The sequence below is a fragment of the Ruegeria sp. CDSC085 genome (assembly GCF_059610465.1).
The window spans coordinates 117,438-133,576 of record NZ_JBXWNR010000003.1 but is presented as its reverse complement, the minus strand read 5'-3'; the positions used below and the strand labels follow the sequence as shown (position 1 = coordinate 133,576).

Below are 16,139 nucleotides of genomic sequence, written 5' to 3'. Positions count from 1 at the left end.
TTTTCAAGGGTCCAAGCGCTCCAGCTTATCGATATCTCCCGTCAGCAGAGCGCTTTCGGCTTCGGCGATCAGTTCGACTGGCCAGTCCCACCACTTCAAAGAAAGCAGCCGCTCGATTGTGTCGGCGTCAAACCGGTATCGCCGTGCCTCGGCAGGATTGCCAGAGACGATCGCATAAGGCGGGATGGTTCCACGCACGACTGAACCCGCGCCGATTATCGCTCCGTCACCGATATTGGCTCCGGGCAGGATCAACGCGCCATAGCCGATCCAGACATCATTGCCTATCACGGTGTCCCGGAAGTCCGGCTGGAATTCCAACATCTGTTCCGGATCGAAAACTGGAAAGGGAAAGCAGGTTATCCCATCCATCGCATGATTTGCCGAGGTTGTCACAAAGCGGACGCCGTGGGCAATTTGGCAAAACTTCCCCAAAATCAGCTTTTCGCGCGAAAACTCGAACAGATAAGGGGCCAGCCGATTGGCCCAATCCTCGGGTTTGTCAAAATCTGATGCGTAAGTGTAATCTCCCACCTGAATTCTGGGGTGGTCGATCACTCGTGACAGAAAGGCCGTTCCTTTGTGTTCCGTGCCGTCAGGCAGAGTGACAGGATATCGGCGCGAAGCGTCAGGCAGGGGCATCAGTCATCCGGTCTAGAAAGGCTGAACAACTCGGAAACGACAGAGTAATCGCGATACCCAAGCCGCGCCAAAGGTTGGAACGAGGTCACGTCGAACATGCCATCCCGAATATGATCGTCGTGCAGGTGTACACCTGTCACTTCCCCAAACACCACCCGGTTGGCTTCACCGGGTAGGGTGACGATTTGGGTCAGCTTGCATTCCAGGGCGGCTGGTACCCCTTCAATCCGTGCGCAGGGGATGGTCTCGCATTCGATGGGTGAAAGCCCGGCATGTAAAAACTCATCAACTTCTTTCGGCAATCCGGCGGAACTTGCATTCATCGCGTCCCGGTGCGCATGGGCCACGACATTCACGCAAAACACACCCGTGGCCTCGATATTGGCGATGCTGTCCTTGCCCACGCTCTGATCCTGTTTGGTGCCGGTCGAGGCAAACATGACCTGCGGGGGCGTATAGGCAACGCCGTTGAAGAAGGAATAGGGTGCCAGATTGTTGATCCCATCCGCATCCCGGGTCGAGATCCAGCCAATCGGGCGCGGCGTGATAATGGCATTGAACGGGTTGTGCGGAAGGCCGTGGCCGTCTTCGGGGCGATAGAACATCTGAACTCCAAGCGTTTGCCCAAGGCGTAGCGAAGTGCTAGGGCGATTTCCAGCAAGTAAAAGAGGGCAGGGTGCAGCAATTCGGGATCAGGCCGGAAGAGCCGGACGACTGGTGGGAGGTCGAAGCCCTTTATGACCTGTGTTTTGCACCGGGTCGTGAGGCCCTGTCGTCGTACCGGTTGCGCGATGACGTGCCCCCGGTTGCGGACCTGTCTCTGGTCGCGCGTGACGGTCAGGGGATTCTGGCCGGTGCGATCCGGTTCTGGCCGGTTCATGTCGGCGATCACGACGCTCTGCTGTTGGGGCCGGTTGCCGTGCATCCCACCCACCAAGGTGAGGGTCTGGGCGGATTCCTGATACATGAAGGGGTCGAAGCGGGGCGGACCCGCGGGTGGCAACGGGTCATGCTGGTAGGGGATGAGCCCTATTACAGTCGGTTCGGGTTCACCCGATTACAAGGGGTCGAGATGCCTCCGCCCACAAATCCTGACCGGGTTTTGGGGCTGGAATTGTTGCCCGGTTCCTGGTCCGGCATAGAGGGGGCAGTAACACGTTGGAGCCTTTGACCTATTGAAACCATGCTGCGTAACGCCGATGTTTATAGACAGGAGGGCGTGAATGCAGAACGTAGTTCTTGTCGAAAACGTGGATACCGAGGCCGAACTGGATCGTTTGGCGGATCACTACCGATCTGCCGGAGGCGTTGGTGTCAAGTTGTTGAACAAACTGGGCGGCTCGGCCGAGTCATTGCTGGAACAGTTGCCGGAACCTGTGCGAAATGGCCTGACCGGCGCAACCGAGCAGGCGTTGTGGCTGGCGATGCATGCGGCTCAGGGGTCACGGCGCGCTGTTCCCGATCAGCAGCCTTGGGTGAATACCGCCGTCACCACGGCCATGGGTGCGGCCGGGGGGCTGGGCGGTGTTTCCACGGCCCTGATGGAACTGCCTGCAACAACCGCGATGCTTCTGCGCGCCATTCAGGGGGCTGCGGCACGCGAGGGGTTCGATCCTTCTGCTGAAAACGTAAAGTTCGATTGTGTTCGCGTATTGTCGGCGGCAGGGCCATTGTCGCATGATGATGGGGCAGATCTGGGTTTTTTCTCGGTTCGGCTGACCCTGACCGGGCCGGCCATGCAACGTCTTATTGCCGCCGTTGCGCCGCGCTTTTCGATTGTGCTGGGGCAAAAACTGGCAGCCCAGTCCGTTCCTGTACTGGGCGCATTGGCCGGTGGTGGTACGAACTACGTCTACACGCGCTATTACCAACAGATCGCGCGCGTGCATTTCGGTTTACGCCGGCTGGCAATCGACGCTGATATTCCCCATGACGCTCTGGCGCGGCGGCTCTCTGCCAGAATGTAGGCGATCCCTTGGTCGACCTGACTGCCTTGGCGAACGACACATCATGTGGTATGTTTGCAGATGTCGGCCGCTAGATAGGTACGCGTAAGATTTTTCGGTTGGCTGACGTTTGACCAAAAGGGTGCGTCGCTCAATGAAAGCACGATTGCTGCTTCATGACTTTCCCAAAGCTGCAAAGCAGCCTGTTTTGCGGCAATCTTCGGCTTTGTGTTTCCGGATCAAGCGCGGTCGTCCCAAGGTCCTGTTGGTCACGACACGCAAGTCACGGCGATGGATCGTTCCCAAAGGGTGGCTTATCTCCGGCCTGAGCCCACAGGAAACCGCCTTGCAAGAGGCGTGGGAAGAGGCGGGCGTGTCTGGCGGGTGCAACGGAACGCGATTGGGGCAGTTCCTGCATCTAAAGCACCATTCGAACCGGTCTCCAACCTTGTGTCTTGTGGATGTTTTTTCAGTGCATGTGCGGGTTTTGTCGCCAGACTACCCGGAAAAGAGTGAGCGCAAGCGCAAATGGTTTTCGCCGAAAAAAGCGGCGCAAAAGGTTGATTCCCGTGAACTTGCTGAATTGTTGCGCGACTTTAAGCCGTACACACATTAAAGTAGCATCTGGTAGGCTTGATATTGTCACCTTGATCGGTATCTATTCGCCAATCGATTTTTTGGACTGAACATGATTCAATACGCGTTGAAATGCAGCGAAGGCCACACTTTCGACAGTTGGTTCCAATCCGCCGAAGCCTATGACAAGCTGGCCTCTGTGGATATGGTCACCTGCGCGGTTTGCGGGTGCACGCAGGTCGAGAAGGCGATCATGACGCCTCGCGTCCGCCCAGCGCGGAAAGCTCTGAAAAAAAACGAAATCCGGCCTGCCACAGAAGAAAAGATCGACGTGGCCACCCCATCGCCTGAGATCGAGAAGGTTTTGGCCGAGATGCGCCGCCATGTCGAAGAGAACTCGGATTATGTGGGGAAAGACTTCGCCAGAGAGGCGCGCAAGATCCACCTTGGCGAAGCTCCGGACCGCGCCATCTACGGAGAAGCCAAGCTGGATGAGGCGAAATCGCTGATCGAAGATGGCGTGTCGGTGGCCCCGCTGCCGTTTGTCCCCAGCAGAAAGACTAATTGATCATGCACATCGTGATTACCGGCGCCAATCGCGGCATCGGGCAAGCGCTGGCACAGCGTTACGTCAGTCGGGGGGAGAAAGTCACCGGAACGGCGCGCGACGGCGGCATGCAGGTTCGTCTTGATGTGTCCGATCCCGTGCAACAATCGGCCATGGCGGAACAGTTGAAAGGTCAGCCTATCGACCTGCTGATCTGCAACGCCGGAGTGTATTTGGACAAAGGGCACTCGATCAATGATTATCCGGCTGACATGTGGGCGCAAAGCTTTGCGGTAAATGTCACGGGTGTCTTTCTGACGATACAGGCCCTGTTGCCCAACCTGCGCGCGGCGGGGGGCAAGGTCGCGATCCTTTCGTCGAAAATGGCGTCGCACACCCTCGCGCCGGGTGGCAGTTATATATACCGCGCGTCCAAAGCGGCGGTTCTGAACCTTGGGCGGAATCTGGCAATGGATCTCAAAGATGACGGGGTTGCCGTTGGTATCTATCACCCGGGCTGGGTTCAGACAGATATGGGCGGTGCTGCGGCTGATATCGATGTGGATCAGGCCGTATCCGGCCTGATTGAACGATTTGATGCCTTGTCGCTAGGCACCACGGGGTGTTTTGAAACCTATGACGGGCAACCGCACGCTTATTGAGAGGTCAAAGCGGCTTTGGGGATTTCAAAGACCTCACCGGGTTCAATGTAGACCACCATCAAATCGCCGCGCGTTTCATGTGAGATTTTCGAGGTCGAGTTGCTGGAGTCCGGCACACCATCCTTGAAGTAGATATTACGCACATGTCCGCCACCCAGGGCCACCGCAACGGTTATACTGCCGTCGTCATGGCGGCGCAGCTCGGCGTTGCAACTTTGCATGGGATCACCGGCATTTGCGGCGCAGGGAATTTTACCCAGCGCGTTCTTGCCGTCCGTCCCGGCGACACTCGCGACCTGGGCCAGTGCAGGCGATGAAAGTAAGGCAAAGGCAAGGGTTAGGCGAAACATGAAGAACCTCTTGAATTGGTTGTTCTTCATAGGCTGACACCGTGCCGGTGCAATGTAAAGCGGCCCTGCGCCGCAGGGGTGACCCCTTTGCGCCCTTGCCCTTGCGGTGCCCCTCGCTTATGAGGCACGGAACTTATAATCCAAGGCGCGGAGACTTTTGCCCCCATGCCCGTACTCGTAATGAAATTCGGCGGCACATCAGTCGCCAATCTGGACCGTATCCGCCGCGCTGCCAAGCGTATCGGCGTTGAAGTTGCCAAGGGCTATGACGTGATCGTCATCGTCTCGGCCATGTCGGGCAAAACCAACGAGCTTGTGGGCTGGGTGAACGAGACATCACCTCTGTTCGATGCGCGCGAATACGATGCCGTCGTGTCCTCGGGTGAGAACGTGACCGCCGGCCTGATGGCCCTGACCTTGCAGGAAATGGACATCCCTGCGCGCAGCTGGCAGGGCTGGCAGGTGCCGCTGCTGACCACCAGTGCGCACAGTCAGGCGCGGATCGAGGAAATCCCGACCGAGAACCTGAACCAGAAATTCGGCGAAGGTATGCGCGTGGCCGTGGTTGCCGGGTTCCAGGGCATCAGCCCGGAAGGCCGGATTACCACGCTGGGCAGGGGTGGGTCGGACACCACAGCCGTTGCCTTTGCGGCAGCCTTCGGTGCTGAGCGCTGTGACATCTACACAGACGTTGATGGCGTCTATACCACCGACCCGCGCATCTGTGAAAAAGCACGCAAGCTGGACCGCATCTCATTTGAGGAAATGCTTGAACTGGCGTCGCTTGGTGCCAAGGTGCTGCAGACCCGCTCGGTTGAACTGGCGATGCGGTACAAGGTGAAACTGCGCGTTCTGTCAAGCTTTGAAGAACAATCCGATGAGGCCGGCACGCTGGTCTGCGACGAGGAGGATATCATGGAATCCAATGTTGTGGCCGGTGTGGCCTATTCCCGCGACGAAGCCAAGATGACTGTTGTTTCCGTGGCCGACCGGCCGGGCATCGCCACGACCATCTTCTCGGCCCTCAGCGAAGAGGGCGTGAATGTCGATATGATCGTTCAGAACATTTCGGACGAGGGCCGCACGGACATGACGTTCTCGTGCCCCACCGATCAGGTGGCCCGTGCCGAAAAAGCGCTGCTGGCGATCAAGGAAAAGGGCGAGTTGAACTATGCAGAGCTGGTGGCAGACACCGATGTCTGCAAAGTCTCGGTTGTGGGAATCGGGATGCGCTCGCAATCGGGTGTTGCGGCCAAGATGTTCAAGGTGCTCTCGGATGAGGGGATCAACATCAAGGTCATTACAACCTCCGAGATCAAAATTTCCGTACTTGTGGATCGGAAATACATGGAACTTGCCGTTCAGGCGCTGCATGATGCCTTTGAACTGGACAAGGCGGCCTGAGCTGATCGGCCAAAGGTTTCGCCTGACACATTAAATCGGTTGGGCCATGTCAGACGGCACGGAAACAGAATCCCGCAAGCTGCTGCGTCGGCTACGCGAAGAAATGGCAAGCGAAGCCGCCGGTCAGGAACGTCTTGACCGGATCACGCACCTGATTGCTGATAGTATCAGGGCCGAGGTGTGCTCGATCTACCTGTTCCGCGATGAAGACACGCTCGAGCTTTGCGCGACCGAAGGCCTGTCTCCCGAAGCGGTCCACAAAACCCGGATGCGCATGGGCGAAGGTCTTGTCGGGCGGGTTGCCAAGTTCGGCAAGGTTGTCAACACCGCCAACGCGCCGTCGGCCAAGGGCTTCCGCTATATGCCGGAAACCGGCGAGGAACGATATTCCTCCTTCCTGGGCGTGCCGGTTCAGCGCCTAGGGGAAAAGCTGGGTGTTCTGGTTGTCCAGTCCCGCGAGGCGCGCGAGTTTACCGCTGACGAGATTTATGCGCTTGAAGTGGTGGCCATGGTGTTGGCCGAAATGGCCGAATTGGGTGCCTTTGTCGGCGAGGGCGCGGCCTTGTCGCCACTGCACCAGCAATCCGTTCTGTTGCGCGGTGGCCCGGCGCAGGAAGGTTCCGCCGAAGGGCATGTCTGGCTGCACGAACCGCGCGTGGTTGTAACCAATCCAATTGCCGAAGACCCGCACCGGGAAAGCGAACGTCTGGTCGGCGCGGTAGAAGAACTGCGCGTCGGTGTCGACAAGATGCTCGAGATTTCTCAGGGCGGCGATAAGGAACAGCTGAAGGTGCTGGAAGCTTATCGTATGTTCGCCAATTCCAAAGGCTGGATGCGGCGGATGGAAGAAGACATTGCCCTGGGTCTCAGCGCCGAGGCCGCGGTGGAGAAAGAACAATCCCAGGCCCGTGCCCGCATGGGGCAGGTCACAGATCCTTACTTGCGCGAACGTCTTGCAGACCTGGACGATCTCAGCAACCGCCTGCTGCGCATCCTGACCGGGCAGGGCAAGACGGACAGTGCTGATCTGCCACCCGATCCGATCCTGGTCGCGCGCAATATCGGCCCCGGCGACCTGCTGGAATACGGGCGGGCGCTGAAAGGGATCGTGCTTGAAGAAGGGTCTGTTGGCAGCCATGCCACCATCGTTGCAAGAGCGCTGGCGATTCCTTTGGTCGTGCATGTGGGCCGGATCACCACCGAGGCACTGAACGGAGATCACATTCTGGTCGATGGTGACCAGGGTGTTGTGCATCTGCGCCCGGAAGACAGCGTGGTCAGTGCCTTCCGAGACAAGATCGCGATGCAGGCCAAGGCGCAGGAACGTTATGCTTCGATCCGCGAAACTCCCTGCGTGACGCGGGACGGATCGCGGATAAACCTGGTGATGAATGCGGGTCTGATGGCCGACCTGCCGTCGCTTGGCACCTCGGGCGCCGAGGGTGTTGGCCTCTTCCGAACGGAACTGCAGTTTCTGATCCGAAACCAGATGCCGAAACGGTCTGAACTGGTCAGCCAGTATCAGCGCGTTCTGGACGCGGCGGCGGACAAGAGGGTCGTGTTCCGCACACTCGATATCGGGTCGGACAAGGTTCTGCCCTATATGAAACACGTGGCCGAACCAAACCCGGCGCTGGGCTGGCGCGCCATTCGCGTTGGTCTGGACAAGCGTGGTGTCATGCGGATGCAGTTGCAGGCCTTGTTGCGGGCTGCGAATGGTCGGCCTTTGACCATCATGTTTCCCTTTGTCGCCCAGGCCGAGGAATACCGCGAAGCCCGCTGGGAGGTGAACAAAACCATCGAGCGCGAAAAACGACTTGGCCATGTCCTGCCCGAAACGCTTGAGGTTGGCGCGATGCTGGAAACCCCGTCGCTGGCCTTTGCACCGCAGAAGTTCTTTGACGAGGTGGATTTCATTTCAATCGGCGGCAACGATCTCAAGCAGTTCTTCTTTGCCGCTGACCGTGAAAACGAACTGGTCCGCCGTCGCTATGACACACTGAATGTCAGCTTCCTGAGCCTGATGGAACGCATTGTGGAACGCTGCGATATCTCGGATACCCCGCTCAGCTTCTGTGGCGAAGATGCGGGTCGCCCGGTTGAGGCGTTGTGCCTTGCGGCAATGGGGATACGGACGCTGTCGATGCGCCCTGCCTCAATCGGTCCGGTCAAAAGCCTTCTTTTGCGGTGTAACCTGACGGAGGTTCGCAAAATCATCGCTGATGCACGCCATCGCGGCGACCAATCCGTGCGTCCTGCGGTGATGGATTGGCTGCGCAATCAGACTTAATGCGCAAAACGAGCCAGTTTTGTCAAACTATGCTTGATTTTTTATGGGCGACTTTCTAATAGACAAGCAATGTTAGCGATAACATATCAGGTTTTGCGGGTTTTCACGCCGTGCTAAGCTGATATCGGCAAACTCAAAAGGAGCCCGTGATGGTTTCACGCGTAATTCCGGTAGAGCCATTCGATCTGGTGCTTTTCGGCGCGACCGGCGACCTGGCGCAGCGTAAGATCCTGCCGGGCCTGTACCATCGCTTCGAGGTCGGGCAAATGCCCGACGGCGCGCGGATCATCGGTACCGCACGCTCTGATATCGACAGCGACGGGTTTCGCGATCAGGTCCGCAAATCGATGCAACAGTTCGCGCCGGGTTTTTCCCAACAGACATTGGATCGGTTCCTTGCCCATGTCGAATACGTGCCCGTGGACGCTCTGGGTGAGGCCGGGTGGTCTGATCTGAAAGAGCTGATGCGCGATGACGTCGTGCGGGCCTTTTATTTGTCCGTTGGTCCAAGCCTTTTTTCGGGTATCGCGCAGCGGCTGCATGACGCTGGCCTTGCGACACCGGACAGCCGCATTGTCGTCGAAAAACCATTTGGGCACGACCTGGCCTCAGCGAAGGCGCTGAACGAAGGCTTGCGTGCCTGTTTCGAAGAACATCAGGTTTACCGGATCGACCATTATCTGGGCAAAGAGACCGTGCAGAACCTGATGGCGCTGCGCTTTGCGAACTCGCTGTTCGAACCACTCTGGAATTCGACCCATGTTGATCACGTGCAGATCACAGTAGCCGAGACCGTAAGCGTCGAAGGGCGCGGGGCCTATTACGATCAGTCCGGCGCGATGCGGGACATGATCCAGAACCATCTTGTGCAGTTGTTGTGCCTGACCGCGATGGAACCGCCGTCGAAATTCTCGCCCAACGCGGTGCGAGACGAGAAGGTCAAGGTTATCGAAGCGCTGGAACCCGTTGCCCAGTCCGACATCGCGCGCGGCCAGTACCGGGCCGAAAAAGGCGAGGGCGGCTATGTCGATCATGTCGGCAACCCCGCCAGCCGCACCGAAAGCTTCATTGCCCTCAAGGTTCATATCGGTAACTGGCGCTGGGCAGGTGTGCCGTTCTATCTGCGCACCGGTAAACGTCTGCGGGCACGCGAATCCGAAATTGCAGTGTTCTTTCGTGACCCACCGCATACGATTTTCCCCAATGTCGGTCCGCTGCATGGCAACGTATTGGTGATCCGGTTGCAACCTGATGAAGGCATCACCTTGCGCACCACGATAAAGGATCCGGGGCCGGGGGGCTTCCGCCTGTCGGACGTTGCGCTTGACATGAGCTTTGCCGATGCACTGGGGGCCGAAGCGCAAGCGCCGGACGCTTATGAACGTCTGGTGATGGATGTTATCCGTGGCGATCAAACCCTGTTCATGCGCGGGGATGAGGCCGAGGCCGCCTGGGCCTGGGTCGATCCCATCGTTCAGGGGTGGGAACAACGGGGTGATCGACCCGCACGATACGATCAGGGCGGTTCAGGCCCCGAAGAAGCATTGATGCTGATGCATCGCGATGGGCGTCGCTGGCGTCAGATCGGAGGGTAATCATGGTTCACTCAGTCATTTCCGATGTCACCGGACGGATCATCGACCGCAGCGCCGATCTGCGCGGTCCACATCTTGAACGGATGGAGCAGGCCAGATCGAAAGGTCCCGCCCGTGCGCATCTGTCCTGCAGTGGTCAGGCCCATGCCTATGCGGGTGCGGGCGAAGATCAGGACTCGATGGCCACCGGCACCGCCGGAAATCTGGGCATTGTCACTGCCTATAACGACATGCTCTCGGCTCATCAGCCGTTCGAACGGTATCCCGCCCTGATCCGCGACGCGATCCGCGCCGCCGGTGGAACGGCACAGGTGGCAGGCGGTGTGCCCGCCATGTGTGACGGTGTCACCCAGGGCGAAGCGGGAATGGAACTGTCTTTGTTCTCGCGCGATGTGATTGCGCTGGCGACCGGTGTGGCGCTCAGCCATAACACGTACGACGCGGCCGTGTTCCTCGGGGTTTGTGACAAGATTGTCCCCGGTCTGATCATCGGCGCGCAGGTCTTTGGCCATCTGCCAGCCGTGTTCCTGCCCGCAGGACCAATGACCAGCGGCTTGCCGAACGACGAAAAAGCCAAGGTCCGACAGAAATTCGCCTCCGGAGAGGTGGGCCGCGAAGAGCTGATGGCGGCTGAAATGGCGGCTTATCACGGCCCCGGCACCTGTACCTTCTACGGCACCGCCAATACCAACCAGATGCTGATGGAGTTCATGGGCCTGCACCTGCCGGGCTCCAGCTTCGTCAATCCGAATACCCCGCTGCGTGACGCCCTGACCGAGGAAGGCGCGCGGCGTGCCCTGTCACTCAGCGCGTTGGGTAACAGCTATACACCGGTCTGTCAGATTCTGGATGAACGCGCCTTCGTCAACGGTATCGTGGGCCTGATGGCGACTGGTGGTTCAACCAATCTTCTGATCCACCTGATCGCCATGGCGCGCGCCGGTGGTATCGTGTTGGACTGGCAGGATTTTTCCGACATTTCCGCAGTCGTGCCGCTGGTCGCAAGGGTTTATCCCAACGGTCTGGCAGATGTGAACCACTACCATGCGGCCGGCGGCCTAGGGTACACGATCGGAACGCTGCTTGAAGATGGCTTGCTGCATCCGGACACGCTGACCGTCGCGGGGCAGGGGCTACACAACTATACCAAGGAACCCAAGCTGATTGATGGCGAGTTGATCTGGCAGGACGGCGCGGGTCACAGCCTGAACGAAAAGATCCTGCGCCCGGCCAAAGACCCTTTCCAACCCACCGGTGGCCTCTCGCGCCTGACTGGAAATCTGGGCACTGCTGTCATGAAAGTCTCGGCGGTTGCGCCAGAACATCAGGTCGTCGAAGCCCCCGTGCGCGTGTTTCACGGTCAGGACGAGGTCAAAACCGCATTCAAGGCCGGAGAGTTCACCGATGACGTCATCGTGGTTGTTCGCTTCCAAGGTCCCAAGGCCAATGGAATGCCTGAGCTGCACTCGCTGACACCTATCCTGTCGATTTTGCAGGGCCGCGGGCAGAAAGTGGCACTGGTCACCGATGGCCGCATGTCGGGTGCTTCCGGCAAAGTACCCGCTGCCATTCATGTCTGCCCCGAAGCGCTGGATGGCGGGCCCATCGCCTACCTGCAAGACGGTGATCTTCTGCGCGTTGATGCGGTCAAGGGTGAGTTGGAAATCCTGACCGAAGGCGTTCTGGATCGTGCGCCCACAACCGCCGACCTTTCAGCCAACCAACACGGTGTCGGGCGCGACCTTTTCGATGCGTTCCGGCAGAATGTCGGGTCTGCCGACGCAGGCGCCAGCATATTCGGAGCATAAGAGATGTCCAAAACCCAACGCACCCGTGAAATCTGCGCACTTGCGCCCATTGTTCCGGTTCTGGTCGTCGATGACGCCGCTCTGGCTCGCCCTCTGGCCGAGGCGCTGGTCGCAGGTGGTTTGCCGGCGCTTGAAGTGACCTTGCGCACCCCGGCGGCGCTGGATGTGATCAACGCCATGTCCGAAGTGCCCGGCGGCGTGGTCGGTGCAGGTACACTGGTCACGCCCGATGATGTCCGCGCTGCCAAACAAGCCGGCGCGCTGTTTGGCGTTTCCCCCGGCGCCACAGATACCCTGATCGCGGCGTGCGAGGCCGAAGGTCTGCCGCTGCTGCCCGGCGCCGCCACAGCAAGCGAAGCGATGGCGTTGCTGGAAAAGGGCTATGACATGCTGAAGTTCTTCCCGGCCGAGGCTTCAGGTGGTGCGCCTGCACTGAAGGCGATCGGCGCGCCGCTGCCGCAGATCAGCTTCTGCCCTACGGGTGGTGTGTCCCCATCCAACGCCCGCGATTACCTGTCTTTGTCCAACGTGGTCTGCGCTGGCGGCAGCTGGGTCGCGCCGAAGAAAATGGTCGAAAACGGCGACTGGGCCGGGATCGAAACACTTGCGCGCGAGGCATCGAAGCTGGCGGATTGACGCCGCCCGGCCCCTCGCTAAGGTGGGCGTCAATTCAAACAGGTTGACCCCATGACACAGACAGGTGCCCTTTCCCAGGGGCGGACATATCTGGCCATCCCCGGCCCTTCGGTCATACCGGACGCGGTTTTGCAAGCCATGCACCGTCCGTCGCCCAACATCTATGATGGCGAACTAATTGATATGATGCCCGGCCTGACGCGCGATCTGTGCCGGATTGCTGGTACAAAGCACAATGTCGCCATCTATATCGCCAATGGCCACGGCACGTGGGAGGCGGCGCTGTCCAACGTGATCGCCCCCGGCGAAACCGTTCTGGCCCCTGCCTCGGGCAGGTTCACCCATGGCTGGGCCGAAATGGCCGAGGGGCTCGGGGCAAAGGTACAGTTGATCAATTTCGGCAGCTCGTCCGCCTGGGATTTCGACCGGATCGCAGATGCGTTGCGTGCGGATCAAATCCACCAGATCAAGGCCGTTCTGGCGGTGCACGTGGATACATCCAGTTCGATCCGCAACGACATCCCGGCATTGCGTCAGCTTTTGGACGATCTGAACCACCCGGCGCTGTTGATGGCAGACTGTATCGCCTCGCTGGGCTGTGACCGGTTCGAGATGGATGAATGGGGCGTCGATGTCACTGTCACCGCCTGTCAGAAGGGGCTGATGACCCCGGCAGGCGTCGGCTTTGTCTTCTTCAACGAAAAGGCGCAAGCCAAGCGGGCCACCATGCCGCGTGTTTCGCAATACTGGGACTGGCAACCGCGTGCCCATCCAGACCTGTTCTACCAGTATTTCAACGGCACAGCGCCCACGCACCATCTCTACGGTTTGCGCGCCGCGCTGGACCTGATCCATGCAGAGGGGATCGAACAGGTCTGGGCCCGTCACGAACGACTGGCCAAGGCCATATGGGCAGCCTGCGAAACCTGGGCACAAGGCGGCGCGCTGCATCTGAACGTCGCTGACCGCGCCCACCGCAGCCACGCCGTTACCGCATTGCGCCTGACGGACAGCCGCGGCACAGCCCTGCGCGCATTCACCGAAAACCAGTTGGGCCTGACACTGGGCATCGGATTGGGAATGGAGGACTATGACGGCTGTTTCCGCCTGGGCCATATGGGTCATGTCAACGGGCAGATGGTGATGGCCATTCTGGGTGGAATGGAAACAGCCATGGCCGCACTTGATATACCGCGTGGCACGGGTGCCCTCGAAGCCGCCGCCGCCGTACTGGCCGCCTGACACCCTATTGGGGTCCCTGCGCGATCCGCCTCTTCATCTGGCTAAAAATATCCTCGGGGGGATCGCGCAGTGGCGCGATGGGGGGCAGACAGCCCCCCTTTGCTGTCCGACCGTATGGAAAAGGATCAGTCAGCCAGTCCGCGCGCGACCACAAGCGCCTTGGGCAAAGCAGCGGCAAACGCGTCCAGATCAGACGCCGCTCCACAGCTGATCCGAATGCACCTGTTCTGAGGTGCAGCAAACGGCATTCGGACAAATATCCCTTGCGCGACCAATGCATCCAGAACGGCCTTGGCAAAACCCCCGTCCCGCCCACAGTCAATCGCCACGAAATTGGTGGCCGAAGGCAGGGCCGCCAATCCATTTTCCCGGGCAATCGCGCCGATCCGCTCACGTGCCTCTGCGATCTGCGCTTGGATATGCTCCAGCCACGCACCATCCTGTAAAGCCGCCAAAGCCCCGGTCTGCGCGGCGCGGTTCATGCCGAAATGGTTGCGCACTTTGTTGAAGGACGCGATCAGATCCCGCGTGCCCATGGCATACCCAACCCGTGCACCCGCCATGCCATAGACCTTCGAGAAGGTTCGCATCCGGATAACGCGGGGGTCGTCGATACCTACAGGCGCAGCCGTCCCCTCTGGCGCGCATTCCACATAGGCCTCATCCAGAACCAGCAGGCACCCATCGGGCAAAGCGTCCATGGCGGCCACAATATCCGCGCCAGAATGCCAGCTTCCCATCGGGTTGTCCGGATTGGCCAGATAGACCAGCTTGGCGTCGACCTCAGCAGCCTTGGCAAACAGGGCTGAGGGGTCTTCGTGATCACCTGAATACGGTACCTTGTGAAGAATGCCGCCGAACCCGGCCACATGATAGTTGAAGGTCGGATAGGCCCCGTCCGAGGTGACAACGGCATCCCCGGGACCGACAATCAGCCGCACCAGATAGCCCAAAAGCCCATCAATCCCTTCGCCCACAACAATATTTTCCGACGATATGCCGTGATGGTCTGCCAAAGCATGGCGCAGGTCATGGTTTTCGGGGTCGCCATACATCCAGATCTCTGACGCCGCTTGTGCCATGGCCTCGATCGCGTGGGGGGACGGTCCGAAAATGCTCTCGTTGGCTCCCAATCGCGCAACAAATGACGCGCCACGTTGACGCTCTTGCGTTTCGGGGCCCACAAAGGGCACGGTGGCGGGCAGGGTTTGGGCTAGCGGGGTGTATCGAGGTTCGGTCATGTCCGCAGATAACCCCAAGCCCGATCAATGAGCAAGCACGCACCATGTTTTGGCGCGCGGGAAAAGATATTTGAAAAAGGAGCGCAAATGCGCATTTTCGTTGCCGTTATTCTCCTGGGCCTCGCCTATCTACTATTCTGGCCCGTCCCGGTTGAACCTGTTGCCGTCGAGATGCCGGAAGATGCCGGATTCACTGGGGATTTCGTCGAAAATACAGCACTGGACGCAGCGCAACTGATCCGCCTGCCGGGGGAAGAGATCGGCCCTGAAGACATCGCCGTCATGCCCGATGGATCAGTCTACACGACCAGTCTGGCAGGCACCCTCTATCGCATCGACGCGGCGGAACCGGTTGCAGTTGACCAACTTGGCGGGCGTCCCCTGGGCCTCAAGGCCGGACCGGATAGCGCGCTTTACATCGCCGACAGCTTTCGCGGCGTAATGCGTTGGACTGGCCCGGGCACGTTGGACAGAGTGGTGAGTGACATCAACGGCGCGCCAGTGATCTACGCGAACCAGTTGGATGTGGCGCAGGATGGCACGATTTACTTCTCGAATTCATCTGACCGCTTCGACCCGGAAACCATGGGCGGGACCAAACCGACCTCTGTCCTCACCATCTGGGAACAGTCCGATACAGGTTACGTCGCGCGTCGCACAGCCGATGGCCGCACCCAGAAAATCGCCGAGGGTTTTGTCTATACCAACGGTGTCGCGCTTTCACCTGATGAGGATTTTCTGCTGATCGCGGAAACAGGTCGCGCGCGCGTGCACAAACTGTGGCTGACCGGACAAAAAGCAGGGCAACAAGAGATCCTGTTGGAAAACCTGCCCGGCTATCCTGACAACCTCGAGGCTCAGGGTGACGGCACCTATTGGATGGCCTTCGCCAGCCCGCGGGTCCCGTCCGAGGCACTGATGGCGTACCCGTTCCTGCGCAAGGTGATCTGGCGGTTGGGTCCGGCAGTACGCCCCGCGCCAATCCATCGCGGCATGATGGTGCAGTTTGATGGCGACGGTACGATCCTGCGCACGCTACAGGACCCGCAAGGCCGCTTGGGCATCACGACCGGAGGCAAGATCGTAGGCGATCAGTTCTATGTCATGACCCTCGATTCCCCGTGGTTCGGACGAATGCCTGTCAGCGAAATGCCCTGACGTCGCAGTGGTATTCCGCACTCTGTCCGGGCATGTTTGCAG

At 59.4% G+C, this 16,139-nt stretch carries 16 protein-coding genes; 12 read left to right on the top strand and 4 right to left on the bottom strand.

The features are described 5' to 3' along the window. Positions 1-3: 3 nt before the first annotated feature. Positions 4-642, bottom strand: coding sequence for a CatB-related O-acetyltransferase (locus tag AC2FJB_RS07055; protein ID WP_496717716.1), 639 nt, complete (start codon positions 640-642; stop codon positions 4-6). Then, the gene (locus AC2FJB_RS07050; protein WP_117869692.1) at positions 642-1,247 is read right to left on the bottom strand and encodes a flavin reductase family protein; all 606 of its coding nucleotides are present in this window, start codon (positions 1,245-1,247) and stop codon (positions 642-644) included. The genes AC2FJB_RS07055 and AC2FJB_RS07050 overlap by 1 nt, the downstream gene beginning before the upstream one ends. A gap of 71 nt (positions 1,248-1,318) precedes the next feature. On the opposite strand from AC2FJB_RS07050, the gene AC2FJB_RS07045 reads away from it, so the two are divergent. From AC2FJB_RS07045 to AC2FJB_RS07025, 5 genes are all read left to right on the top strand, one after another. Further along, the gene (locus tag AC2FJB_RS07045; protein ID WP_496717715.1) at positions 1,319-1,813 is read left to right on the top strand and encodes a GNAT family N-acetyltransferase; all 495 of its coding nucleotides are present in this window, start codon (positions 1,319-1,321) and stop codon (positions 1,811-1,813) included. Positions 1,814-1,865: 52 nt separating this feature from the next. Further along, positions 1,866-2,609, top strand: coding sequence for an EcsC family protein (locus tag AC2FJB_RS07040; protein ID WP_496673880.1), 744 nt, complete (start codon positions 1,866-1,868; stop codon positions 2,607-2,609). Positions 2,610-2,742: 133 nt separating this feature from the next. Next, complete coding sequence (locus AC2FJB_RS07035) at positions 2,743-3,204, top strand: NUDIX hydrolase (RefSeq protein ID WP_117869689.1); 462 nt, start codon at positions 2,743-2,745, stop codon at positions 3,202-3,204. Between the two features lie 72 nt (positions 3,205-3,276). Further along, entirely contained in the window at positions 3,277-3,732 is a 456-nt protein-coding gene (locus tag AC2FJB_RS07030; RefSeq protein ID WP_496717714.1) for a DUF1178 family protein, read from the top strand. Positions 3,733-3,734: 2 nt separating this feature from the next. After that, complete coding sequence (locus AC2FJB_RS07025; protein ID WP_496717713.1) at positions 3,735-4,373, top strand: SDR family oxidoreductase; 639 nt, start codon at positions 3,735-3,737, stop codon at positions 4,371-4,373. Here the strand turns inward: AC2FJB_RS07025 and AC2FJB_RS07020 are convergent. Continuing rightward, positions 4,367-4,723, bottom strand: coding sequence for a hypothetical protein (locus tag AC2FJB_RS07020; protein ID WP_496717712.1), 357 nt, complete (start codon positions 4,721-4,723; stop codon positions 4,367-4,369). The genes AC2FJB_RS07025 and AC2FJB_RS07020 overlap by 7 nt on opposite strands. Before the next feature lie 165 nt (positions 4,724-4,888). On the opposite strand from AC2FJB_RS07020, the gene AC2FJB_RS07015 reads away from it, so the two are divergent. The 6 genes from AC2FJB_RS07015 to AC2FJB_RS06990 all read left to right on the top strand — a co-directional run bounded on the left by AC2FJB_RS07015 (position 4,889) and on the right by AC2FJB_RS06990 (position 13,698). Then, on the top strand, positions 4,889-6,127 hold the full coding sequence (locus tag AC2FJB_RS07015) for an aspartate kinase (protein WP_117869686.1): 1,239 nt from the start codon (positions 4,889-4,891) through the stop codon (positions 6,125-6,127). Between the two features lie 46 nt (positions 6,128-6,173). Then, a complete protein-coding gene (gene ptsP / locus AC2FJB_RS07010) occupies positions 6,174-8,417 on the top strand; it encodes a phosphoenolpyruvate--protein phosphotransferase (protein ID WP_496717711.1) in 2,244 nt (747 codons plus the stop codon). A 149-nt stretch (positions 8,418-8,566) separates the two neighbouring features. After that, positions 8,567-10,012 (top strand): glucose-6-phosphate dehydrogenase, encoded by a 1,446-nt coding sequence (zwf, locus tag AC2FJB_RS07005; RefSeq protein WP_496673897.1) that lies wholly within the window; start codon positions 8,567-8,569, stop codon positions 10,010-10,012. Positions 10,013-10,014: 2 nt separating this feature from the next. Continuing rightward, the gene (gene edd / locus AC2FJB_RS07000; RefSeq protein ID WP_496717710.1) at positions 10,015-11,820 is read left to right on the top strand and encodes a phosphogluconate dehydratase; all 1,806 of its coding nucleotides are present in this window, start codon (positions 10,015-10,017) and stop codon (positions 11,818-11,820) included. A gap of 3 nt (positions 11,821-11,823) precedes the next feature. Continuing rightward, complete coding sequence (locus tag AC2FJB_RS06995) at positions 11,824-12,456, top strand: bifunctional 4-hydroxy-2-oxoglutarate aldolase/2-dehydro-3-deoxy-phosphogluconate aldolase (RefSeq protein ID WP_496717709.1); 633 nt, start codon at positions 11,824-11,826, stop codon at positions 12,454-12,456. 51 nt (positions 12,457-12,507) lie between these two features. Then, positions 12,508-13,698, top strand: coding sequence for a pyridoxal-phosphate-dependent aminotransferase family protein (locus AC2FJB_RS06990; protein WP_496717708.1), 1,191 nt, complete (start codon positions 12,508-12,510; stop codon positions 13,696-13,698). Positions 13,699-13,823: 125 nt separating this feature from the next. Here AC2FJB_RS06990 and AC2FJB_RS06985 read toward each other — a convergent pair whose 3' ends face one another. Continuing rightward, entirely contained in the window at positions 13,824-14,939 is a 1,116-nt protein-coding gene (locus AC2FJB_RS06985; protein WP_496717707.1) for a pyridoxal phosphate-dependent aminotransferase, read from the bottom strand. 87 nt (positions 14,940-15,026) lie between these two features. Here AC2FJB_RS06985 and AC2FJB_RS06980 point away from each other — a divergent pair, with 87 nt between their 5' ends. Further along, on the top strand, positions 15,027-16,097 hold the full coding sequence (locus AC2FJB_RS06980; protein ID WP_496717706.1) for an SMP-30/gluconolactonase/LRE family protein: 1,071 nt from the start codon (positions 15,027-15,029) through the stop codon (positions 16,095-16,097). Positions 16,098-16,139 lie beyond the last annotated feature (42 nt).

Coding starts and splice junctions, on each gene's coding strand:
- AC2FJB_RS07055 (WP_496717716.1), bottom strand. CDS start 642: ATGCCCCTGCCTGACGCTTCGCGCCGATATCCTGTCACTCTGCCTGAC.
- AC2FJB_RS07050 (WP_117869692.1), bottom strand. CDS start 1,247: ATGTTCTATCGCCCCGAAGACGGCCACGGCCTTCCGCACAACCCGTTC.
- AC2FJB_RS07040 (WP_496673880.1), top strand. CDS start 1,866: ATGCAGAACGTAGTTCTTGTCGAAAACGTGGATACCGAGGCCGAACTG.
- AC2FJB_RS07035 (WP_117869689.1), top strand. CDS start 2,743: ATGAAAGCACGATTGCTGCTTCATGACTTTCCCAAAGCTGCAAAGCAG.
- AC2FJB_RS07030 (WP_496717714.1), top strand. CDS start 3,277: ATGATTCAATACGCGTTGAAATGCAGCGAAGGCCACACTTTCGACAGT.
- AC2FJB_RS07025 (WP_496717713.1), top strand. CDS start 3,735: ATGCACATCGTGATTACCGGCGCCAATCGCGGCATCGGGCAAGCGCTG.
- AC2FJB_RS07020 (WP_496717712.1), bottom strand. CDS start 4,723: ATGTTTCGCCTAACCCTTGCCTTTGCCTTACTTTCATCGCCTGCACTG.
- AC2FJB_RS07015 (WP_117869686.1), top strand. CDS start 4,889: ATGCCCGTACTCGTAATGAAATTCGGCGGCACATCAGTCGCCAATCTG.
- ptsP (WP_496717711.1), top strand. CDS start 6,174: ATGTCAGACGGCACGGAAACAGAATCCCGCAAGCTGCTGCGTCGGCTA.
- zwf (WP_496673897.1), top strand. CDS start 8,567: ATGGTTTCACGCGTAATTCCGGTAGAGCCATTCGATCTGGTGCTTTTC.
- edd (WP_496717710.1), top strand. CDS start 10,015: ATGGTTCACTCAGTCATTTCCGATGTCACCGGACGGATCATCGACCGC.
- AC2FJB_RS06995 (WP_496717709.1), top strand. CDS start 11,824: ATGTCCAAAACCCAACGCACCCGTGAAATCTGCGCACTTGCGCCCATT.
- AC2FJB_RS06990 (WP_496717708.1), top strand. CDS start 12,508: ATGACACAGACAGGTGCCCTTTCCCAGGGGCGGACATATCTGGCCATC.
- AC2FJB_RS06985 (WP_496717707.1), bottom strand. CDS start 14,939: ATGACCGAACCTCGATACACCCCGCTAGCCCAAACCCTGCCCGCCACC.
- AC2FJB_RS06980 (WP_496717706.1), top strand. CDS start 15,027: ATGCGCATTTTCGTTGCCGTTATTCTCCTGGGCCTCGCCTATCTACTA.